19 protein-coding genes are annotated in these 23,548 nt (G+C 40.4%); 6 read left to right on the top strand and 13 right to left on the bottom strand.

Annotated elements, in window-relative coordinates:
• Positions 1–57: 57 nt before the first annotated feature.
• From CDG76_RS24935 to CDG76_RS24875, 13 genes are all read right to left on the bottom strand, one after another.
• On the bottom strand, positions 58–1,158 hold the full coding sequence (locus CDG76_RS24935; RefSeq protein WP_094351592.1) for a glycosyltransferase: 1,101 nt from the start codon (positions 1,156–1,158) through the stop codon (positions 58–60).
• A 261-nt stretch (positions 1,159–1,419) separates the two neighbouring features.
• The gene (locus CDG76_RS24930) at positions 1,420–2,733 is read right to left on the bottom strand and encodes an NAD(P)H-dependent oxidoreductase (RefSeq protein WP_094351591.1); all 1,314 of its coding nucleotides are present in this window, start codon (positions 2,731–2,733) and stop codon (positions 1,420–1,422) included.
• 346 nt (positions 2,734–3,079) lie between these two features.
• Positions 3,080–3,625, bottom strand: coding sequence for a dTDP-4-dehydrorhamnose 3,5-epimerase (gene rfbC, locus CDG76_RS24925; RefSeq protein WP_094351590.1), 546 nt, complete (start codon positions 3,623–3,625; stop codon positions 3,080–3,082).
• A gap of 132 nt (positions 3,626–3,757) precedes the next feature.
• Positions 3,758–4,603, bottom strand: coding sequence for a phytanoyl-CoA dioxygenase (locus CDG76_RS24920; RefSeq protein ID WP_094351589.1), 846 nt, complete (start codon positions 4,601–4,603; stop codon positions 3,758–3,760).
• A 21-nt stretch (positions 4,604–4,624) separates the two neighbouring features.
• Positions 4,625–5,467: a phytanoyl-CoA dioxygenase gene (locus CDG76_RS24915; RefSeq protein ID WP_094351588.1), complete on the bottom strand. Its 843-nt coding sequence runs from the start codon at positions 5,465–5,467 to the stop codon at positions 4,625–4,627.
• Positions 5,468–5,517: 50 nt separating this feature from the next.
• Complete coding sequence (locus tag CDG76_RS24910; protein ID WP_094351587.1) at positions 5,518–6,525, bottom strand: glycosyltransferase family 2 protein; 1,008 nt, start codon at positions 6,523–6,525, stop codon at positions 5,518–5,520.
• 38 nt (positions 6,526–6,563) lie between these two features.
• The gene (locus CDG76_RS24905; RefSeq protein ID WP_094351586.1) at positions 6,564–7,517 is read right to left on the bottom strand and encodes a glycosyltransferase family 2 protein; all 954 of its coding nucleotides are present in this window, start codon (positions 7,515–7,517) and stop codon (positions 6,564–6,566) included.
• Between the two features lie 221 nt (positions 7,518–7,738).
• Positions 7,739–8,767 carry an NAD-dependent epimerase/dehydratase family protein gene (locus CDG76_RS24900; RefSeq protein ID WP_094351585.1) on the bottom strand — a complete coding sequence of 343 codons (1,029 nt, stop codon included), beginning with the start codon at positions 8,765–8,767 and terminating at the stop codon, positions 7,739–7,741.
• Positions 8,768–9,196: 429 nt separating this feature from the next.
• On the bottom strand, positions 9,197–10,411 hold the full coding sequence (gene lhgO / locus CDG76_RS24895) for an L-2-hydroxyglutarate oxidase (RefSeq protein WP_094351584.1): 1,215 nt from the start codon (positions 10,409–10,411) through the stop codon (positions 9,197–9,199).
• A 179-nt stretch (positions 10,412–10,590) separates the two neighbouring features.
• Complete coding sequence (gene rfbF / locus CDG76_RS24890) at positions 10,591–11,364, bottom strand: glucose-1-phosphate cytidylyltransferase (RefSeq protein ID WP_094351583.1); 774 nt, start codon at positions 11,362–11,364, stop codon at positions 10,591–10,593.
• 492 nt (positions 11,365–11,856) lie between these two features.
• The gene (locus CDG76_RS24885) at positions 11,857–14,019 is read right to left on the bottom strand and encodes a tetratricopeptide repeat protein (RefSeq protein WP_094351582.1); all 2,163 of its coding nucleotides are present in this window, start codon (positions 14,017–14,019) and stop codon (positions 11,857–11,859) included.
• A gap of 57 nt (positions 14,020–14,076) precedes the next feature.
• Complete coding sequence (locus tag CDG76_RS24880; protein ID WP_094351581.1) at positions 14,077–14,859, bottom strand: PP2C family serine/threonine-protein phosphatase; 783 nt, start codon at positions 14,857–14,859, stop codon at positions 14,077–14,079.
• Positions 14,860–14,910: 51 nt separating this feature from the next.
• A complete protein-coding gene (locus CDG76_RS24875) occupies positions 14,911–15,585 on the bottom strand; it encodes a vWA domain-containing protein (protein ID WP_094351580.1) in 675 nt (224 codons plus the stop codon).
• A gap of 747 nt (positions 15,586–16,332) precedes the next feature.
• Between CDG76_RS24875 and CDG76_RS24870 the strand changes: the two genes are divergently transcribed.
• The 6 genes from CDG76_RS24870 to CDG76_RS24845 all read left to right on the top strand — a co-directional run bounded on the left by CDG76_RS24870 (position 16,333) and on the right by CDG76_RS24845 (position 23,548).
• Positions 16,333–17,718 (top strand): response regulator, encoded by a 1,386-nt coding sequence (locus CDG76_RS24870; RefSeq protein WP_094351579.1) that lies wholly within the window; start codon positions 16,333–16,335, stop codon positions 17,716–17,718.
• Between the two features lie 101 nt (positions 17,719–17,819).
• The gene (locus CDG76_RS39705) at positions 17,820–17,975 is read left to right on the top strand and encodes a type II toxin-antitoxin system VapB family antitoxin (RefSeq protein ID WP_317616141.1); all 156 of its coding nucleotides are present in this window, start codon (positions 17,820–17,822) and stop codon (positions 17,973–17,975) included.
• Positions 17,976–18,110: 135 nt separating this feature from the next.
• Entirely contained in the window at positions 18,111–18,608 is a 498-nt protein-coding gene (locus CDG76_RS24860) for a hypothetical protein (protein ID WP_094351578.1), read from the top strand.
• 284 nt (positions 18,609–18,892) lie between these two features.
• A complete protein-coding gene (gene pheT / locus CDG76_RS24855; RefSeq protein WP_094351577.1) occupies positions 18,893–21,343 on the top strand; it encodes a phenylalanine--tRNA ligase subunit beta in 2,451 nt (816 codons plus the stop codon).
• Between the two features lie 72 nt (positions 21,344–21,415).
• On the top strand, positions 21,416–21,742 hold the full coding sequence (locus tag CDG76_RS24850) for a hypothetical protein (RefSeq protein ID WP_223265371.1): 327 nt from the start codon (positions 21,416–21,418) through the stop codon (positions 21,740–21,742).
• A 240-nt stretch (positions 21,743–21,982) separates the two neighbouring features.
• Complete coding sequence (locus tag CDG76_RS24845; RefSeq protein WP_094351576.1) at positions 21,983–23,548, top strand: P-loop NTPase fold protein; 1,566 nt, start codon at positions 21,983–21,985, stop codon at positions 23,546–23,548.

Below are 23,548 nucleotides of genomic sequence, written 5' to 3'. Positions count from 1 at the left end.
GCCAATCAGGGGAGAGCAAATAAATAGGTAATCTGATAGTGGAAAGAGATTCAGAAATCAAATGAATAATTGCTGCACACCACAAGCTTGGTTAATAATTTGCTCAACCTTGCCAAAGAATGCATTTTCTGAAAAATTTGCTACTGCATGATTACGGATGCGATCGTAATCCCAAGAAATGCCGTTAGCTTCTAGTAAAGCAACTTGTAGAGAATCGGGTGTTTGTCTTTTGAAAAAGACTCCTGTTTCACCTGGTATTTGAGTATCTAATACTCCACCCGCTCCATAAGCGATGACTGGTGTACCGCTTGCATTAGCCTCTACTGGAACTAATCCATAATCTTCTAAGGCTGCGACAATAATAGACTTGGCTTTGGAAAACAAGTCTTTGCGAGTTCTATCACTTACGTGTCCCAAGAACACAATATTTTGTAATGCTTTGGATTTTAACCGTGCTAGTTCTGGCCCGTCACCAGATATTAATAGCCGCCACCCTAACCAATTAAAAGCTTCGACTATTATATCAAGTCGCTTATAACTGATCATCCGGGCGGAGGCCAGATAATATTCATCTTTTATATCTGAAAAAACAAATTTACTAGTATCAATTGGATAGTTTACCATCATTGCCTTTTTGCCATAAATCTTTTCAATACGGCGGGCAACAACACTAGAATTAGCAATGTAAAGGTCAGGCTCCTGTGCATATTTCAAGTCTACCTTTCTCATGACTTGAAATACTTGTTCGATTAAAGGAGCAAAATATCTATAGTCCCCGTACTCTCTTAAATAAGTTGCTGTATCCCATAAGAAACGGGTGACGTTATGGCAAAAACAAATGTGGTGGGCATTGGGATTTTTTCGTACTGCTTTGGCAAAGCTGGTGCTACTACTAATAATTAAATCGTAGTCTTGCAGATCCAAGGCACGAAAGGCAGGAAAATATAGAGGAGCCATCGACCTGAAATATTTTGCTGCACCAGGAATCTTTTGTAAGAAAGTTGTATTAACTATGCGATCGCCTAAATCGATAGTTTTTTGGGGATCGTACAAAGATGTGAAAATATCTGCTTCGGGATAGCGCTTACAAAGCAGTTCAAACACACGCTCTGCGCCACCTCGCTGGGTTAAATAATCATGGACGAGAGCAATTTTCATGAAATTTGACCTAAAGTTTCGATCGGGTTTGTTGAAACGCTCCCCAGCAAGTTACTATCAACAACTTTAGTTAAATCGGCGGTTAGAAACCGCGTCTACACGAGGCTTTACCCACCTACGTGGGTTTAATTTCAAACCCTCAGTTTTTTCTTAGTCCGCGCAGGCGGACTTTGCTTGTGTAGCCGCGAATTCTATTCGCCTTGGCTCTACTCTACGCCCCTACAGCCAATTCATTTGTGGCAAATGTTTTGAGAACCGATATTATCCAACTGCTACTAAGATTTTTTCTGGAGCGAAATAGGTGTTTTGCTCAGTTCGTAGTTGGTCGCAGAGTCTGCCTTCAGGTAATTCTACATCCTCATAAGTGAGGACTTGATCTTTAGAAATATCTCGTTTGAGGCGACACCCTTCAGCTAAACCCATTGGTAGAAGATTTTGCTGTTGGACGATATCGGAATTTTCACATTGTCCGTAGGTCATGTAGTAGCCGATCCCATCTAAGGTTTCTCCTGCTTTCAGGTCGATTTTGGCGGTGGTGACAACATCTACTAGCGGGCCTGCTAGTGGAGACATAACGGCATCACCAAATAAAACAGCACGCGCTACGGACAAGGGAACTTCAAAATGACAGAGGTGATAAGGAGTATAGAAGCTGTAAAGTGGGCCTTCGCCTAATTTGTATAAGTTGAGATAGTGGCGTTGCTTGGGGTCGTCGTGAGTGGCAAATACATATACGCCTGGGCCTGGTTTTGCTCCAACTACATAATCGACAATGCCACCCAGTTCTTTGAGTTGTTCAACATCATATAACTGGGTCATTTCATCGACATGACCGCTGAAGTCATATCCCAACATTCCCCGTTTGGCGACTTTCATGCCTGTGGCATTGGCAACGATCGCTTGCTCGAAGGAAATTTTGCTTCCGTCGGCAAAGCTAGCCACCATGTGGGGCTTTTGACCCCAACGTTTAGCAAATCCTTCCTGGGTGGTGGGATTGCGATAGGGGTCTTGGAGTCCTTTAATGTTACCGCACAATAAGGGAGTTAAACCAATGCTTTTTACAAAGCGATAAAGGTTCATTTGTACCCCTGGCTGATCGCCATCACAAGCGCTGAGAATCACGCCTGCTTTGTCGGCATACACTTTCAGGATGGGGCCAATGGTGCCGTCGAGTTCGGCATTCATCATGATCACATGTTTGCAATGGGCGATCGCTTCCATAACGATCTGAGCGCCAAATTCCACTGCACCTGTGACTTCGATTAATGCATCGATGCCTTCAGCCCGACACAGTAACTTAGCGTCTTCTGTGACTGCATACTTACCGTTAGCGATCGCATCTTCTAATTCGCTGACAGTTGCAACAACTTGAATATCTTCAATTCCTGCTTCCGAATAAGCTTGTTTAGCTGCACTAATCTGGCGATTAGAGATAGCAACTAACTCCATTCCTGGCACTGAATTGACAATTTGGTTGGCAATTCCTCGACCCATAAAACCAGCACCGATCATTCCCACCTTGATAGGATTTCCTGCTGCTGCACGGGTTTGTAAGGCGCGATCGATAATAATCATGAACTAAACTCCTTTTTAGAACTGTTTGTTGTGTTACAAATTCTCGATAATTTTGCACTTAATAATTTTTTACAGCTAAACATTAAGTACATTTTCATGGTAATTATCATTAATGATAGCTACTAACTGGTTGCTTGCTAGATGCTATAACAGCAGTCTGTTTTTCCAGCTATGATTTTTGATAATTTGCTCCACAGCATTTCTGTAGGCTTGGGCAAACTTTTCTTATTGATTTGCTCTTGCATATTCCCTCCCCTGCTCCCTGCGGTATAGTTTTTGGAAGTACCTTACCTCATACAGAGGAGCCAGTGTGTTGTGCTAAAAACACCTGGCACAGAGAAATAGTCTATACGCCAACAGTCATCATTCTCAACAAGGGCCAATTTAAATCTTTCTCGGAGATTTCAGTCACATCTAGAGGCCAATCAATGTTAAAGAATGGGTCGTCATAGCGTAAACCTCTTTCATATCCTGGGGTGTAAAATTCACCCACTTGATATACAACTTCAGTTTCATCGGTGAGCGCTTGATAGCCATGAGCAAACATTTCTGGAACATATAAAGCGCGGCGATTTTCTGGAGTTAGCTCTACACCAATGTGTGATAAAAAGCTAGGAGATTCAGGACGCATATCAATAATTACGTCGTAAATTGCGCCTTTAGTACAGCGAATTAATTTTGTTTCTGCTGCTGGCAGAACTTGATAGTGCATTCCCCGGATAGTGCCTTTTTTGTAATTAAAAGACAGGTTACATTGGGCAACTGTTGGCTTTAATCCGTGTGCTTCAAATTCTTGAGCGCAGAAAGACCGAGCGAAAAAACCACGGTGGTCTGGCTTTTCTTCTAAATCAATGATGAATGCGTCTTTGAGTGCAGTTTGGGTGAAGAGCATGAATGAATAACCTTGATAGGAATATTGACGACAACAAAACTTGGCAAATTTAAAAACTTAACTTGTTATAAACCTCATCAAGAATAGTCTTGAGTGAATTTTGAGATTAACAAGCAGCTTGCTTTAACTGAACTATATGGCGCTATTAATCACTGGTTCAGTTAACTTTGGTTGGGGAAAAGTATTGTCTCGATATTGAGTACAAACTTCTGGGCGATCGGGAGAAGTAGATGTATAGCAGGAGAATAGAGTTAGCCTATCTTCTGTGCGTGATGTACCGTGATGTATGGCTTTTTTGGGATCGACAATAATGACTGTTTCTGCTGATCCTGTACAAGATTTCCAAGCCTCTTTCGGGATGATTTCATTTAGTTCTTCATCTGTGATACCTAAATGACCAGATTGCCAAAGCTTGTAGTAAGTACGGTAATAGTTTAATCTAAATAAAGAGGTTAAAGAGGCTGGGATATATTCAAAGGGACCATGCTTTTCTTCAACATCATTTAAGTAAATAATGATTTTGATCATGCGGCGGTCTTCTGCATCTTTATGCCATAGTTGTGTACCAAACTGACTTTTATTAGGGAAATCTTTGCGGAGATGTACACCATGAAAAATGATTGGCAGACCAATGTAGTTTTCAATGATGTTTAGAAGCCTTTTTTCGCTTCCCCAAGTAGCAAATTCAGGTAAATATGTAACTGTGTAAACTTGGGGAATTTTTTCATTCAAATCGTCATGATTGCCAGATTCCATTTGCGACGAATAACCATAAGCTGCCTTGAGCAATTCTGGTGTTGAATCGAATCCCAATTCAGCAAGTGTGGTAATATGAATACCATCATATTTAAGGTCGTCAAGAATTTTGCGATCGCTTGCTTCTAGTGTAGGCAAATTAGCAGTGTGTTTCAAAAGTGCTAATCTGTAAACGAACTCAGATCCCAGTGAAGATATTTTGCGTTTAATCTTGATCAGCATTGCATGACTACCTTTAGTACACTATCGGCTATTTTCGACTTGCTGCCTTAGCTCTGCTCTGGGATAAGTATCATCCCAGTATTGGGTGCAGAGTTCTGGCTTTTCAGGGGGGTTGGCGGTGTAACAAAAGAATAGTGTTAAGCGTTCTTCTGTGCGGACTGTGCCGTGATGCAAAGTATTTTTCGCATCTACAATCAAGACAGTACCTGCTGGGCCTGGGCAGGATTTCCAAGCTGATTTGGGGATGACTGTTTTCACTTCTTCATCATCGATGCCCCTATAGCCTGACTTCCAAAGTTTGTAGAACAGCCGCATATAATTCCAACTAAATAAGGAAGTTAAAGAGCGGGGAATGTATTCAAAAGGCCCAGTTTTTTCTTCGACATCATTCAAGTAAATAAAGATTTTGATGATGCGACGGTCTTCGGAATCGCCATGCCATAGTAGCGTGCCAAACTGATGTTTGCTAGGGAAATCTTTACGTAAATGTACACCGTGAAAAGCAATAGGCAGACCAATATAATTTTCGATGAGATTGAGAAGTCTTTTCTCCATTCCCCAGGCATAAAATTCTGGTAAGCCTGTAACTGTGTAAATTTGTGGTAACTTTTCATCTAGATGGTCGTTGTTAGGATTTTCCATCTGAGACAATTGCTGGTAAGCAGCTTTGAGCAGTTCGGAGCTAGAGTTGAAGCCTAAATCTGCCAGTGTTGTGACATAAACACCGTCTTTTTTGAGAGCTTTGAGAATGTTGCGATCGCGCCCTTCCAATGCTGGCAGATTTCTGCTATGCTTCCAACGAGCTACATAATATTCAAAGTCAGCAGATAGTGTAGATAATTTGCGTTTAATTAGATTAAACATGTGGGAAACTCTTTCTAATTTCAATGTTGATTTATCAGTAATTTATTAGCTTATGGCTCATAGCTCCGTATTTCTTGAGCAGGTATTTCACTTGATTCTGCTAAACTAAATTCTTTAGAAATCATCACGTCAAAAGCACATAAACCGACTAAAGCCAAAAATGGGACTACTGTCTGAATGGCAGACATAGGCCATCTTCTTAAAGCACCTAAGAAAACTTTCAAGTTGACTTCTTTACCGTTTTGCAAAAGCATCCGCCGACAAAACTGCTTAGAATATCCACTCTGCTCCAATTTCAAAATTACTTCGGGTATGTGTTTGTATTGCATTAAAAGTGCAGATTTTGGTTCTTTCTGCCAATAACTCACACCCACAACACATTCCAAATAAGTCTCTTTCGTAACAATTACACGACCATTAGAGGCACAATACCCGGCTAAATATGCTAAAGATATCCAGTTATTCTCAGCATCTTGCCAATTTTGTAGAGCGCGTTTCACTAAATCAGTGCGGTAGATTGTAGCAGTCAGAAAAATGACTGCACCGACACTTTTTGAGAAACAATGCTCAAATATAGCTTTACCATCACCATCGCCATCTTCACTATCTATATCAAACCAGCGATTACCAACAATTGTTGGTGGATGAACTGGTTCACCAGTCATTTGGTTCCGACCGGAAAAGTTGAGAAACAACAATGATAAATCTTCATATTGCTTAAGTTTGCTAATCACATAAGCAATGGCTCTATCTTGAATTGGGTCATCATCACCAATCGTCCAAACATATTTTGTTGTACTAGAATTTAGGCAATACATAATATTTTTGACAACGCCTAAATTCTGAGGATTCTTATTTGATTTAAATGGGATACTGCTAAGTATTATTTGCCATTTTTTAATCACATCCTGAGTATTGTCTGTTGAACAATTATCAGAAACTAAAATTTCACAATCATCTTCAAAACCTTTGATAGCTTGAGCTAGCCATGCTAACTGTTTATCCAGTAATTCAGCACGATTATAAGTCGGTATAGCAATGGTCAGTAATTTCTGCATGGTAAAAAATAGTAGTTAATAAATTGATATATGAATGGTTACAGGTTAGTCTCTAGCTGTTTGGGTGGAAAAAGAATTGCCCAAGCTGATATGCTTAATAAACGTAGGTAAGGAATAAATATCTTGATTGTCAATAAAGGCCAACGTTTTAAAGCACCTAATAGGATTTTCAAGTCAGTTTTTTGATGGAAATTCTGCCAAATCATTTCCTGACAAAATTTATGAGGATATCCTACCTTGAGTAGTTTTATATAAACTTCAGGTATGTATGCATATCGCATTTTAAAGTTCCATGTCGGGTCGAGATCCAAAAGACTAGCGCCCATAGTACATTCTAAATAAGTGTCTTTAGTGACGATGACACTTCCATGAGCAGCACAAAATGCAGTCCAATATGCTTGAGATGCCCAATTATTAGTAGCAGACGGCCATTTTTGTAAAGCGCGTTGCACTAGATTTGTGCGATAAATTGCTGCTGATATAAAAAGTACACCACCAAAGTTTTCATTCAGATAACTTTGAAATACAGTTTTACCATCAACTCTTAATTCGTCGTTATCACTATTCAACCAGCGTTCGACAACAAGTTGACCTGTTTGTTTTTGACGACCAGAGAAATTTAAAAACATTAGTGCTAAATCTGAATGTTTTTTTAGTGTTTTTAACACATAATCTAGGGTTCTCTCTTGAATTGGATCGTCATCACCAATTGTCCAAACATATTTACTAGTTGGAGCTTTTAAGCAACAGGCAATGTTACCCATAACCCCGATATTTTCACTATTCCTGTTTGAGTTAAATGTTACATTGCTAAGAATTGTCTGCCACTTTTTAATAACTTCTTGGGTATTATCTGTAGAACAATTATCAGAAATAAAGATTTCACAGTCAGACTCAAACCCTTTAATAGATTTGGCTAACCAAGTAAGTTGTTTGTCTAAAATTTGGGCACGATTGAATGTTGGAATTGCGATAGTCAGCAATTTATTCATCTTCTGCTTTATTTATTTGGCTTTTTCTCAAAATGTAGCGATGCAATGCAGCGGCAATCTCTTTAGCTTTCCGATGGCTAAATCGTCTCCTAATGCTGAGATGAGCGCCATAAAATTTAACTCGCTGATTGCAAATAATTTGATGGATGAAATAAGCCCGAATCAACACTATTTGATTCGGAAGCTTAAATTATTTGTCTGTTGCTGCTAGACGACTTTAGCTACTTTTTATTCCAGAAGAAATCTTTGTCAATTTGCTCTGTCCGAATTAGATACTCTAGCTGTTTTAAGCGAGTAAATCCTCTAAATAAGAATGTATCTTCAGCCATGTGTATCTGACTGAATAAATCAAATAGCTGCTGGGCACCAAGTTGGGCATTCCAATCACATTTAAATCCGGGTAGGATTGTGTTGATTTTCTCGAAGGATACGCGATAGCTGCGGTTATCTGAGCCGTTGTCACCAAAGGACAATTTACAATCTGGGAAAACATCAGCAATAATTTCTGCGATTTCTTTAACGCGATAGTTATTCGCTGTATCTCCCACGTTGAAGATTTGGTTATGTACAATGTCTCGTGGTGCTTCTAAGGTGCAAACTATTGCTTTGCAAATATCCAATGCGTGGACTAATGGCCGCCAAGGTGTGCCATCACTAATCATTTTGATTTCTTTGCTAGTCCATGCCAACCCTGCTAAGTTGTTTAAAACAATATCAAAGCGCATTCTGGGAGAAGCACCAAAGGCTGTTGCATTCCGCATAAAGGTGGGAGAGAAGTCATCGTCAGCGAGTGGTCTGACATCTCTTTCTACGAGAGTTTTGCATTCTGCGTAGGCTGTTTGGGGATTAACTGGGGATTCTTCTGTGACATCACCTGCGGTAGCAACACCGTAGACACTGCACGAAGACATATATACGAAGCGACGCACACCCATAGCCTTAGCCAGACTAGCCAGACGAACTGAACCTACATGATTAATTTCGTAGGTAATATTGGGTGCCAATTGTCCGGCTGGGTCATTGGAGAGTTCCGCCATGTGAACTATGGCTTCAATACCTTCCAAATCATCAGGGGTGATGTTGCGGATATCTTTGTTGAGGGTTTTGGGTGTGACTCCACTAGGGTTGTAAAGCCAACCAACTTTATAGAAGCCGGTATCTAGACCAATAACTTCATGTCCTCGTTCAATTAACAGAGGCGGTAATAGCGAACCTAGATAGCCTTCTGTTCCAGTTACTAATATTTTCATTGTGGTTAATTCCTTTGTATGGTGTTGATGAGTTAAATTCTTCGTTTAGCATGGACGCACAGATGTACGCCCTAGAGTGTGTTGCATCTAGAAGGGAACCGCTATATTTTTCATTTGGATGCAATAACTTGACCTCTCTCCAAACCTCTCTCCTCTTAGGAGAGAGGCTTTGAATCTTACCCCTTTTCTTGAGGTTGGAGGTCATTGGACTCAACCCAGAAGCGCTATATATAAAGTTATTACATAGTTTGCCGACTAACCCATTGGGTAGCAGCACTCTATAGCGGTTCTGAATTGATGCACGACACTTTTTTGTTTGTTGTGGAATGGGTATCTTAACCGTCCCTTGTATTTCGAGGCAAAGAAAGATGCCCACTATACAAGATTCATCCCTTACCTCAGCAGTCCCGGAAATAACAACTATGATATCTATGCAGTGACTACACTCTCTAGATGCGAAAGTTGGGGAATTTCTGCCACAAGTGCTTTGCCGATTTCTAGAGAAGATGTGGCAGCAGGAGAAGGAGCATTGCAAACATGAATGGAGTTTTGACCAGAAACAATCAAAAAGTCGTCTACAAGCTTGCCATCGTTCATTAAGGCTTGAGCGCGAACTCCTGCATGGGTGGGAACTAAGTCTTCTGCTTGCACTTCGGGAATTAGTTTTTGTAAACTTCTGGTGAAGGCTGCTTTGCTAAAAGAACGAATGATTTCTTGAATGCCTTCATCAGCGTGTTTAGCTGCTAACTTCCAGAAACCGGGATAGGTGATGACTTCCAAAAAATCTCGTAAGTCAAAGTCGGTTTTTTTGTAACCTTCGCGTTTGAGGGATAGAACTGCGTTTGGCCCTGCATGGACGCTACCATCAATCATCCGGGTAAAGTGGACACCCAGGAAGGGGAAATCTGGATTGGGAACTGGATAGATTAGTGTCTTGACTAGATAGCGTTTTTCTGGGGTGAGTTCGTAGTATTCTCCCCGGAATGGCACAATTTTGGCTTGGGGTTCAACTTGCCCAAGTTTGGCGGTGCGATCGCTATGCAATCCAGTACAATTAATTACAAAGCGGGTTGCAAAGCTACCTTTGTTTGTTTCCAATACCTGATTTTTACCACTTGGAGAGATTTTCAGGACTTTTGTATTCAGGTGTAAATCTCCACCCTGCTGTTGAATTAGCTGGGCATATTTCAAACAAACTTGCTTGTAATTAACAATACCAGTTGAAGATACGCGAATTCCACCTACACATCTTACGTGAGGTTCAATTTCCTTGACTTCTTCGGGGCTGATTCTTTGGACTTCTATGCCATTGTCTAAGCCGCGTTGGTAGAGATTTTCTAAGCGTGGTAGCTCTTGTTCTTCAGTTGCAACAATTACCTTACCACAAACTTCATGGTCAATTCCATGCTCTTGGCAGAATTCTACCATTGAACGAGAACCATCACGACAAAATTTAGCTTTGAAACTCCCTGGCTTGTAGTAAATACCAGAATGAATTACCCCGCTATTATTGCCGGTTTGGTGAAATGCCCATTGACTCTCTTTTTCTAGTACTAAAATACGCGCATTGGGATAGCGTTTTCCTAAAGCCAATGCTGTCGAGAGTCCAACTATTCCCCCACCTATAATCGCAAAATCATACATTAGTATTATCGCACTTCAAATTACAGTAAATACATAAAGTTATTTGGGATTGGGTACTGGGTACTGGGTAATGGGTAAGAAAATATGAGTAAGATTTGGTTTGGATGTGAATCTTCATTCAAATCTTCCCAATCCCTAGTCCCTAGTCCCCAGTCCCCAATCCCCAGTCCCCAATCTCCTTACCATACCTTCCAAGGAGCCTGATTGTTCTTCCACAGCCCTTCGAGATAGTTTTTATCGCGTAAAGTATCCATTGGTTGCCAAAACCCATCATGTCTGAAAGCTGATAGCTGTTCCATATCAGCTAGCTTTTCTAATGGCTCTTGCTCCCACACTGTAGAGTCATCAGCAATTAAGTTGATTACTTCTGGTTCTAAGACAAAATAGCCGCCATTAATCCAAGCTCCATCACCTTCCGGTTTTTCCCGAAAGCTGGTGATTTTGGTTTGCTCATATCCTAAAGAAATAGCACCAAAACGTCCGGCTGGTTGAACAGCGGTAAGTGTTCCTAAGCTATTTTGTTCTTTGTGAAATTTAACTAGCTCGGTGATATTAATATTACTGACACCATCACCATAAGTAAAGCAAAAAGTCTCGTTACCAAGATGTTCGCTGATTCGCTTTAAGCGTCCGCCTGTCATTGTATTATCACCCGTATTTACTAAGGTGACGCGCCAGGGTTCTGCATAACCAGAATGCACATTCATCTGGTTAAAGCGCATATCAAAGGTAACATCTGACATGTGTAAGAAGTAATTAGCAAAATACTCTTTAATGATGTAACCTTTATAACCGCAACAAATGATGAAATCATTAATGCCGTGTGCAGAGTAAGTTTTCATTATGTGCCAGAGAATTGGCTTACCACCAATCTCAACCATCGGCTTGGGTCTAACACTGGTTTCTTCACTGAGGCGTGTACCAAGACCTCCAGCCAAAATCACCGCTTTCATGCAATTACCTCGGAGATTTGTAGGGATATGATTATTTGACTTTTTCGAGATGAAGCGGATGCACTTAAAGGGAGAGAAATGTATTTCTGATTTCTGTTTCTCCGTCAATAATCTAACTGTAATTTCCGATGAAATTATAAAGGAAAGATAAATTAAAATCTTTTCTATATAAAAGCTCTATGAATATCTATAAATACAGAAATAAATTACTCAATGAAATAAAAATGTTACCTATAAAATAACTAGGGTTAGCTGGCGCTAACCCTAGTCATATCATGTCCGGGTAATTAGTTATGATTTCCACAATCATTGCACCCCTCCCCGCCTGCGGGGAACTCGGGGCCCCCTCTGGGGATTAGGGGCAGGGAGACAAAGCGTAGCTTTGGCGGGGTGGGGTTCTTGAGGTTTAATAAGTAACCAAGCGGACATGATATCAGGCTTGATTTTTTCAATCAAAACCAACAATATGCTAGTAACAAAACTTACTTGTTTCTAGTTAGTTTTTTCCATGTTACTTGAGCCTTGGAATAAAGGGTCACATTTGTTTTCGATGACTACACACATATTACTGAGTGCTTGTTGATAATTATCCATGTCATCTTGCTCAAGAAATATTTTGGCAGATGCCTGTATATCTTCGACAGCTTTTGTCTGGTTTTTGTTAGCTTCACTACCGCCATATTGTGCCAGTTCATAGCGAACCATACCTCGTTTGAGATATGCTTTTGCTAGTTTAGGGCTTAGGGTTAATGCTTGGTTAAAGTCAGCGATCGCTTGATTATATTCTTGCTGATAATTGCTGCTATATTGAGCAATTTGATAATAGACAACACCCCGCTGGAAGTAAGCTTCGGCTTTGGAGACATTAAGTTGTATGGCTTGAGTAAAATCTGCGATCGCTTTTTTGTAAGCTTGTTGAGATTCACCGCTGTATTTAGCCATTTGGGCGCGGACAATTCCCCGTCTGACATAAGCTTCAATTTCATTATTATCCAGACCGATGGCTCGATTATAGTCTGCGATCGCTAGATTATATTCTCGATCGGGATCGTTGCTATATTCGGCGAGCATATAGCGGGCATTGCCCCGATTTACCAGAGCTTTGGTTTGATTGGGATTGATTTTCAGAGCTTGGCTATAATCTGTGACTGCTCCTTCGTAGTCTTTCAGGTTATAGCGGGCATTGCCACGATTTACAATTGCTCTAGCATGTGTAGGTTCTTGTTCAATTGCTTGGCTAAAATTGACAATTGCTTTGTCATAGTCTCGCTCTTTGTAAGCAATATAACCTTGCTGATAAGAATCAGCGAAGCTGAGTTTATTATTTGGCTGGGAAGACTTGATTGTTTGTTGGGTGTAAGCATTTTGGGAAACTAACGGCTGAGTAAATTTAATCATTACATCTGCATATCCCAATAAACCAAAACCCAGCAAACAACAAATAATCGGGTACAACTTTGACTTTTTGGAAGGTTTATATGAACCGCTAGGAGTCATTGGCTGCCAGTAATTAGCTAGCTGCGGTGACATGGCGCGCTGGGGAAAATGCGGTGTCTGATTGTAGCGTTTTCTCGCTTTGACTCGCGGTTGGAGATGTTCTCTAGCTTCTATAGCCCGATGTGATGGGAAGGGGTCGCGTCCACCTAATCGCACTGTACGTTCGCACCACGGACAGCTACGCATGTGGTTGTTGTAGCGATGCTGGGGATTTGTCGTACAGGTAATTAGGGACTCTTCGGCTTCAGCGATGGCTGAGAGCCAAGTCTGGGCACTGGGGCGTAGTTGTGGGTTGTTATGACCCTCTTCAAAACAACGGACAAATAATTCCTGTAAACTGGGATGGAGAATTTCCCAAGGGGGGGCAATAGGTGTCGGCAGGTAGGGTACGTAACGCTTTTCGCTGTAAGTGAAATGACCCGATGCAATGCGTGCTTCGTAAGGTGGTGGCTCAATCGCACCTTGAAAAATCCCCGAAAATGGGTGGGTGCCTTCCATTAAGAGTTGAAATACTAGCACCCCTAACCCAAATAAATCGTGAGAGATTTCGCGATCGTGCTGGGCAAAAGTTTTATTCTGTAGTTCTGGTGGAGTAAACTCTGGTTTACCTACTGGGCAGCGATAAACAACATTGCTGTTTGGGTCGGTTACTTGGAAAGAGTCTGTATCTATCAAAGTCACCAGTGCTGTATCACTGACGAGGATATTAGACTCGTTCACATCACCAATGCAATATCCACTAGCGTGCAAAGCGGCAAAAGCTGCCGCCAGGTTACGAGCCGTGCGGAGCAGGTACTGATAGTTGAACAAGGGGCAATGTTGCCGACGGGTTCTGGGGTTGTAAAAGTCGATGATTGGACGCATCCCCTGAATACGTGGCATCAAAAAGCCCAGGATGCTATTTTTGCCATCTGCCGCCCGTAATAAATCCTCTGGCCAAGCGATAGAGATATGCCCTAAACTCGCCGTAGGGTTTTCTGGCGGGTTGGCAAGCATCGCCTGGAGTTTTTCAGCATGGGCAGTGGTTGGCTTGTGGTAAATCTTCGCCACCAAGTCGTTATCGGATGGCACAGCATAAACACAAGCTTCACCGCCACGTCCCAAACTGACATTGAGACTGAGGATTTCTTTTCTGGGGGAACAACGTAGTACCTGCATAATGAAATTACCGCTAACGGAAGTTATTGTAAGATGTGAAACCTGTAAATCGATTGCTCATGAGTCGTTGAATGCGGCTATAATGAGTGTTAAATCATCATCAGTGCGTTGCGTAATCCGCTCTGAGCGTAAAAATTTTACCAATTGCTCCTTCGCTTCTGTCTTATCCTCAGTATTGGCGACAAATTCAAACAGCGGAAAAAAGAATGGTTTGTGAGGTTCGCCAACAACCATATTCAAAGCCAGCATTTGTAATCCGTCGGTGATGATACCAACGTTTACTATGTCTGTGCGCCATAATCTCATTTGTGCTGTATCTAAGGCATGAGGCGAAGTTAAAAAAGTAGTTTCGTTGATGTATTCACCACTATCAGGCATCGTCAGTGCCAGCAGGTTGCCCATACTATCTTTAGCCACTGCCAAACCATCGCCTATCTGAACTACAGCTACAACTTCTGGTGTGGCAACCAGCATAATTAAGGTAGTTGCTAAATCTTGAGGCTGTTTATCACAAGTAGCCGCCTCATCCTCTACAGCTTTTTTGGCAGCTAATATGGCATCATTTAAGAGCGATCGCACCAATGTATCATCAGTCAAACTTTTTCGGGTCAGCCCCTTGGTAGAAATGTTTTCGATTGCTGTCTCCACAGCAACCATCGCTCCCACTTTCCCAAGGCTAGCAGAACCCGCACCATCTGCTGCGGCTGCCACTAAAACATTATCTGACAATATCTGCCAGTGATGAGCATCCTGACATAATTGATTGTTTTTTAAGTGACTTGTACCACATACAGAAGCAGCCACAATCCGCCATTGAGCAATCTGTTTTGATATGTTCATAAATTTTTTTTCAAGCAGCTAGCTGTGTAAACATCAAGCTGCAATTTTTAATTAAACAGTCCCCCAACCAATGGGCGGTAGTGCTACCTGTTCGTCTACTTGGGAATGAGAAACAGCCGACATACTAGTTGACAGCCAGACAAACATCTCGATAAAATTTAATCCTTTAAGCTTTAAGGGAGTACGTACAGTTATTTGATTTAAACGCGTCATATTCGCATTTTCTACACCAACTGTAAAGAATGCTACCCGCTTGTTCGCCTCGTCTCCCTGTAGGCGCTGGGATGCTTGCTCTACCACTTGTTCTAACTCACCTTGGGGTTCTCCATCGGTAATCATAAACACCCAAGGACGATAGTAAGCAATCCCGTTGGCACGATACTGAGATTTACGCTCTTGAATTATGTCCAAAGCTTTATGAATTCCCGCACCCATTGTAGTCAAGCCTTGGGCTGTCAAAATCGGCGGATTGAATTGATCGGCAGTCACAAAGTCTTGTACTACATTGATATTACTATCAAAAGTGACGATCGCCACTTCCACCCGTCTGGCAGCTAAAGAATTTTTGACTAATTCATCCTTTAAGCTTAGTAAACCTTGATTTAAAGCCTCAATCGCCTCTCCTTGCATCGACCCAGATGTGTCTAATAAAAGTACACAAGGACAACGTGGTTCTGGGTTCTCAGCAAATTCTACTACTTCATCAAGTCTTAATGTATCATGCATAACTTTTTGTGTTATGTTAAAGTCCAAAGCTTTATTTCCCTTTGCTCAGAGTATATAGTTTCAATCGCCGAGGCGACTACAGAATATAGTATCTATTGGTAGATGCTCTAATCTTTATTAAACAAATTATTTTCATGAAGTTCTCTATATATTTAAGATGAACTTGAGTACAGCTTAGTTTAGCAAAAAAGAGTTTATCAAAACCCAGCATTATCTGTTGTAATGTATCTACCAAAAAGTTATATCCATTAAACCTACAGTACAATAAATACGTAAACTTTCCTAGATAAGTTTTTAAAGATTTTATGTAGAAGAATCGTTTCTTTAAGGAAAAGTAATTAACCATAATTAAGCTCGTTCACTCTAGAAGTATACCAGTGTAACTGCGCGAACTTGGAATCAAATTTGCCTCTGGAAGTGAGTGGGCATAAATAAACATCATTATTAAGGTCTTCACTCAAGAGTTGTCAGTAGTTAGTAAAATCCAGAATTAACCAACCTCTACTGATAATCTAGCTATGATAGATGCTTACCTTTATTCACACTTACTTGTTTTTTGAGATAGATTAAGTAGAATGTGTCAAATGTAACAAAGGACTTAGGAGCCTTACATTTTTTAATATATGTACATATTTTCAAATAAATAATTTGTGGGTAGAAAAATATTACAAAGAAGAGAATACTTTATAGATCATATTTTCAATCTACAAATGTTCGGTTGTTGATTCCGCAAAAAACTTGAAAAATATGAATAACTCAGGTACATTCACCAAACTACGTCCTCTAAGTTTGTTAAGACAATTATCCAATTGTTCCGACAGTACTTGTTTACAAGTATTGAGTAATTCAGTTGCTTGGTCGATTTACTTAGAACAGGGCAAAATAACTTACGCTACCCATTCAGTGGAACCCTTTGACCGACTAGAACGCCATTTGCGACGCCTCAGCCAGCAAATTCCACTCCTTACTAATGAGGTTCGCGTACAAGTAAGACTGATGTTTGAACCTGACTCACACAGTCAGTTCATCAAAGATGACAGTAATTCGAGAAGCCACCCTCCTGAGTATCAGGCTATATCATGGCTTGTTAGTCAACAACATCTACATTCTACACAAGCAGCAGTACTGGTTCAAGAATTAGTTAAAGAGGTAATTGAATCATTTTTACTTATCAAAGAAGGTACTTATGAATTAACAGAACCAATTGAGAGAATGCCAAAAATTTGTAGGCTAGGTGTAGAAAAAATTCTAGAGTATTGCCAAGTAAAATTACAGAATTGGCAGGCTTTTACACCAAAAATTTCTTCTCAATATCAACGGCCATATCTGTTGATTAACAGTAAGTTTGATGACCAAGATTTACCAAATCTACAGCCAGATTTAATTAACTGGATGAAAGGTTTTAGCCTGTGTCATCTGGCTGTAATTTTGAATCAAGATGAAATTCAACTAGCTCGCAATTTATACCCTTACATCCTTAAGGGTGCGATTATCCTTCATGAACCCGATCCACCTTATGATAAATTACCAAAGATTTTTGAGGAGCAATCGCTTTTCTCAAAATTGATTTCAGGGTTAGTTGACACCAAACAAGAACTAAGTAGCACTGTCAATTCTTACCCAAATATTCCTGAAGAGAAAATAGTTCCTGTTCAGCGATTGCCACAGATTTCTACTCCTTCAAAAGAAAACTTTCAGGAACCAACAATATCAAATAACATAAATTCTGCTTCCCAAAGAGTAACGGCTGCTACTGTAACAGTAAAAAAAGTCCACAAAATCGTTTCTGTAGATGATAGCCCTACAATTCTTAAAGAAATTAGTTATTTCTTAGAAAATGAAAATTTTTCCGTAGTGACTATTAACGATCCAGTGAAAGCAGTTTTGTCAATTATAAGGCACAAACCGGATTTAATTTTGTTGGATTTAAACATGCTAGGAATTGATGGTTATGAGTTGTGCCGAATTATACGAAATAATTCCCTATTTCAAAACACTCCTATTATCTTTGTTACTGGGAATAAAGGGATTGTAGACAAAGTAAAAGCGAAATTAGTTGGGGCTTCTGGATATCTGACTAAACCGTTTACTCGCGCGGAATTACTGAAAATAGTCTTTATGCATTTGACTTAAATTAACCACTCCAATGAGTTTTTTATGCACATTACTTTGTGCGATAATCTACACATGACTACTAATCTCGAAATTGACAAAAACTTAATTAAGGAGAGCTACTGGAACTTGGCGATCATCCAACTAAGAATGCTGTTGTTGAAGAGGCATTACGAGAGTATGTACAGCGTCGAAAACAACTGAAAATTCTGGAGCTATTTGGTACGATTGAATACGACGATAATTATGACTACAAGCAACAGCGCCGGAGTCGATGAAAGTCATTGTTGATACTTCAGTCTGGTCTTTAGCTCTCAGACGCAAAAACTCAACTCTAGGAGAAAACAGAACAATTTATAAGTCTACTTTCTGGCTCAACTAATAATAAAATTCCTGACTATGGAGCATAAAAAATGAAAAGTGTAGTGAGCGCAGCAGTTATATTAACATTGATTGGTGGAGGAAATTCTCTTCCTAGCTATGGACTTTTATCAAATATCAAGCCTTCAAACATAGAAGTTCAATCAATTGCTCAAGGTCATCATCAACAATTGATGGCTAGAGTTGGAACCACTTTTAATACTCCATTTTATCTAAAATATGGAAAGACAGCTTACCTCCCCACTGAAAATATTGAAATCAAATTTTCAAAAGTTATCCAGGATTCTCGGTGTCCTTCTGATGTAACTTGTATTTGGCAAGGGCAAGTTATTATTGGATTAGACATCATAAAAAATGGTAAGCAAGTTTCAACATTAATGCTAACCCTTGTCCCAGGTCGTGATGCTTTACCAATTCAATTTTTAGATAAATATTCGGTGACATTGATAGGAGTTTCCCCGTACCCAAATAGCAAAAAGACGATTGTACTCAAAGACTACATTGCTAAAATTGTTGTTAGTAAACCGTAGATGACTAACCTTTGACACGCTTTTGTCTGAAACAAAACACCCGGATTTCTCGCTTGTGAAAAATCCGGGCGTATGTAGTTTAACGTCAAAATCAACCAAATAAAATAATGTCTTACTTCCCTGCGTAGATACATTCTCAGTATTTACTTAATTTTTACATTGGCAGTCTAACGTAGTAGGATTGTTCAAGTGAAAGGGTACGCCTTGCAGGGCGAGTAGCCATCGATCGCTAGCAGGCACCCTAAAATAAGAGCAAAAGACGATTCCTAAAACAAGCACACTCCATGCGTATTTCTCTAAATTGGCTGCGCGAACTAGTAGAGATAAAACTTAGTCCAGAAGAATTAGCCGAAACCCTGACAATGGCGGGGTTTGAGGTTGAAGAGATTGAAGACCGCCGCACTTGGGCAAATGGCGTGGTGATCGGCAAAGTGCTTGAGCGTCAACCCCATCCCAACGCCGATAAATTGAGTGTTTGCCAAGTCGATATCGGTACAGGTGAAACTTTAAATATTGTCTGTGGTGCTGCCAATGTGAAGGCAGATATCTATGTCCCAGTGGCAACTACGGGTACTTACTTACCCAACATCGATTTAAAAATTAAACCTGCAAAACTACGTGGTGTCCCATCTCAGGGCATGATTTGTTCTTTAAAGGAACTCGGTTTGCCCACCGATGTCGATGGAATTCATATTTTTACCCAGGAAAATTTACCATTGGGTAGTGATGTCCGGCCGTTATTGGGTTTAGATGATGTAATTTTAGACCTCACCGCAACTGCTAATCGCGCTGATGCTTTGAGTATGGTAGGTGTAGCCAGAGAGGTAGCAGCTTTAACGGGTGGAAAGTTGAGCATTCCTGAACCTGGTGAAGTCTCTATTCCCAAAAATGCCGGAAATTTAGCTTTAAAAATTGCCGATACCCAAGCTTGTCCTGCATACATCGGTACGGTAATTGAACAGGTGAAAATTGCTCCATCTCCCGAATGGATGCAACAGCGTTTGCGGGCGGCTGGGGTACGTCCCATTAGTAATGTGGTGGATATTACTAACTACGTTTTGTTGGAATGGGGACAACCACTGCACGCCTTTGACCGCGATCGCATAAAATCTGTTGCAAGTAGCCAAAATTTAACCATCGGCGTTCGCTTCGCCAATAATGGGGAATCTCTCAAAACCCTGGATGGACAAACTCGCACCCTAGCATCCCAAAATTTGTTAATTACCGCTAACGACAAACCCGTTGCACTGGCGGGAGTCATGGGTGGGGAAGAAACGGAAGTCCATGAAGGTACTCAAAGTCTAGTTTTGGAAGCAGCTTTATTTGATTCCGTGGCAATTCGCCGTTCTTCCCGGAGTGTGGGCTTAAGAAGTGAGGCTTCTGGCAGATACGAACGGGGAGTTAACCGCGCTGAGTTGGAAACAGCTAATCGCCGCGCTTTATCCTTAATTAGCGAATTAGCTAGTGGAACTATAGTCCAGCAAGAAATTGCTGACACCCGCCCCGATCCGTCTACTTGGAGTCGTTCTATCGCCCTGCGTTTAGACCGAGTTAATCAGATATTAGGTCCCATCGATTTAGAAGAGGATACAGGTGAACTGCAAAAACAAGATGTTGAGCGCATCCTGACTGCATTGGGATGTAAATTAACTCCTTCAGGAGAAGATAGCAGCCATCAACCTACGTGGTCAGTTTCCGTCCCACCCTATCGTTACCGTGACTTAGAGCGAGAAATTGATTTAATTGAAGAAATCGCCCGTCTCTATGGTTACAACAAATTCTGTGATACTTTACCAGAAAAAGCGGAAGCTGGTTATCTACCTTTAGATCAAGAACTAATTCGCAAATTACGAGCTTTCCTCCGGGCTGAAGGATTGACAGAATTAATCCACTATTCTTTAGTCAAACCAGGAGAAGACAGAAATATAGTCCTGTCCAACCCCTTATTTGTCGAATATTCAGCGCTGCGAACCGATTTGATATCTGGGTTAATTGATGCCTTTCAATACAATTTAGAGCAGGGTAATGGTGCCCTTAACGGCTTTGAAATCGGGCAAATTTTCTGGCAAGAAGAAGACGGTTTGCAAGAAACAGAAGCCCTGGCGGGAATTATCGGAGGCGATCGCACCCTTGGCAAATGGTCAAAAAGTGGACGCGAAGAACCCATCACCTGGTTTGAAGCCAAAGGCATTTTAGAAAGTGTATTTCGGCAACTTAGCTTGGAAATCGAATTTCAACCCGATCGCCGCGACGATCGCTTACATCCAGGACGCACCGCTTCTCTATGGATTCGGGGTAACAGACTGGGTATTTTTGGGCAACTCCATCCCCAATTGCGACGCGAAAAAGGTTTACCAGATTCCGTCTACGTTTTCCAGTTGGATCTAGATGTGCTTTTAGATTCGCTAGAACAAGATGAAGTTCTCGTCCCCACATTCCTGCCCTATTCTACATATCCAGCTAGCGATCGCGACATCGCCTTTTTCGCACCAGTGAAAATCTCAGTTGTCGAAATTGAAAAAGTAATTACCAAAGCTGGTAAAGAGTTGCTCGAATCGGTGGAATTATTTGATGAATATCGTGGTGAAAACGTCCCCGAAGGACAGCGGAGTTTAGCATTCCGCTTAATTTATCGGGCTAGCGATCGCACTTTGACTGAGGCTGAAGTTGAACCAGTACACAATAAAGTCCGCGAAGCTTTGGTGGAAAAATTCGGCGTCAACTTGAGAAGTTAGAAGTTATATAAAGTTGGTGCCCAGATCCCCGACTTCTTGAAGAAGTCGGGGATCTAAATCCTGCTTAAGTAAGTGCCATTCGCCAGTAGGGTGCGTTATGGACACGCCGAAATAGCAAATGGGTTCGCCGAATCAACAAATGCGATCGCCGAAATAGCAAATGGGTTCGCCGAAATAACAAATGGGTTCGCCGAAATAGCAAATGGGTTCGCCGAAATAGCAAATGGGTTCGCCGAATCAACAAATGCGATCGCCGAAATAGCAAATGGGTTCGCCAAAATAACAAATGAGTTCGCCAAATCAACAAATGCGTTCGCCGAATTAACAAATGCGTTCGCCGAATCAACAAATGCGATCGCCGAATCAACAAATGAGTTCGCCGAATTAACAAATGCGTAGGCGTAGCCCATAGGTGATAAGTTGAGACAAAGTGTCTTTTGTCAATCAGTTAAAATACTCAAAATATCTTTAATAATAATGATAATCGTGTATGGGTAGACGGGGAGGAGGCGATCGCATCTAATAATACTAATCCCAGTTGCTTGAATACAGTAGTATTACATACTACCAATCAACAGTATTTACTATATAATTTGCTCTGACGCTACTCATAAAAAAATAAATATTCGGTCATAAGCCATGATAGAATTTGCCGCCATTACTTCAGTGATTAGTAAGTATGCTCCTCAAGTTAGTCAACTAATTATTAAACAAGCTGAAAAAAACGAAGCTGTTATCAAAATTTTACAGGAATTAAAACTCAATCCTACCCAAATTCCTGATGATGTTGATACTGTTTATGGTTACACTCTGGTAAAGTATGGTGTATTTAAACCTGAAGCAATTTTAAATTTGTTTAGAGAAAAAGAAATTAAAGATTATTTTTGGGATGCTTACAGTAATAATGATCCCGTTAAATTTAAAGATCAAACAAAAGAATTTCTTCATCAAAATAGCGAACTAAAAGCCCAGATAATCAATGCTAAAATTAACTTTTTGGGCGAGTTAGAAGAATTTGGTGAAGTTTTTATTACAATCGCTAAACAAACGAAAGCCTCACGATATCAGTCTTATCCAGATTGGAATTTAGATGTTTATCCCAAAGAGTTTAAAGCCTTAATATTTGAAAAAACACGCTTATTCTGCGGTCGTGATTTTGTGTTCAAGGCTATTCAAAAATTCTTCAGCACTCAACCAAAGGGTTATTTTACTGTGGTTGGGGATGCAGGTATGGGTAAAAGTGCGATCGCTGCTAAATATGTTTTAGCTACTAAAGTTCTTTGTTATTTTAATGTTTTCGCGGAAGGACGCAACAAACCAGAAAAGTTTTTAGCAAGTATTCGTCAACAATTAATTAAGCGTTATTCCCTCCAAAATGCAGAAAATGTCGATTTAAGTACTTTATTGCAAAAAGCTAGTGAAGAACTAAAAGGACAAAAACTTGTCATTGTTGTTGATGCGCTAGATGAAGTAGAGCAAGAAGGAAATGGTAATCTTTTAGATTTACCAAAACATCTTCCCGATGGAGTCTATTTTTTACTGACTAGAAGACCTTATAATCAAAAAACAAAGCGTTTAACTTTGTCTCCAGATACTCCTGTAGATGAATTAGATTTAACAAAAAGTGATTATACAGCCTTGAGTCAGGAAGATGTCAAAGAGTATCTTCACTTATTTTTGAATAATGAGCAAAAACTAAGAAACTGGATTAATGAGCGCAATATTTCTGAGGATAATTTTACTCAGGAAATAGCTGTCAAGAGTGAAAATAATTTCATATATTTGCGTTATCTATTACCGGAAATATCTAAAGGTAAATACAATGATTTAACTTTAAAAGGATTACCGCAAGGTCTTCAGGACTATTATTGGACTCATTGGAATCGGATGAGCATGGATAAGGAATCTAATGAAAAGAAGGTCAAAACACTGTATATATTGGTGGAAAGAGGTGAGCCAATATCTCTAAACATGATTGCAGAAATTCTTGATGAGGATAAACCGGATGTTAAATCGGTCTTAAATGATTGGGTTGAGTATGTAACACCCAAAGTAAAAGAAGATGTAAAAAACCCTTATTATAGTATTTATCATCGCAGTTTTTTAGATTTTCTCAAAGGACAAGAAGAACTAGATAAAGGTCGAAAGCTGTTTAGAGAAGTTAATAAGAGTATGGCTAACTATATGGCAAAGGAGATAGAATAA

The organism is Nostoc sp. 'Peltigera membranacea cyanobiont' 210A (assembly GCF_002246015.1).
Taxonomy (GTDB): Bacteria; Cyanobacteriota; Cyanobacteriia; order Cyanobacteriales; family Nostocaceae; genus Nostoc.
The sequence above is the reverse complement of the archived record's forward strand: the minus strand, read 5'-3'. Positions and strand labels throughout refer to the sequence as shown.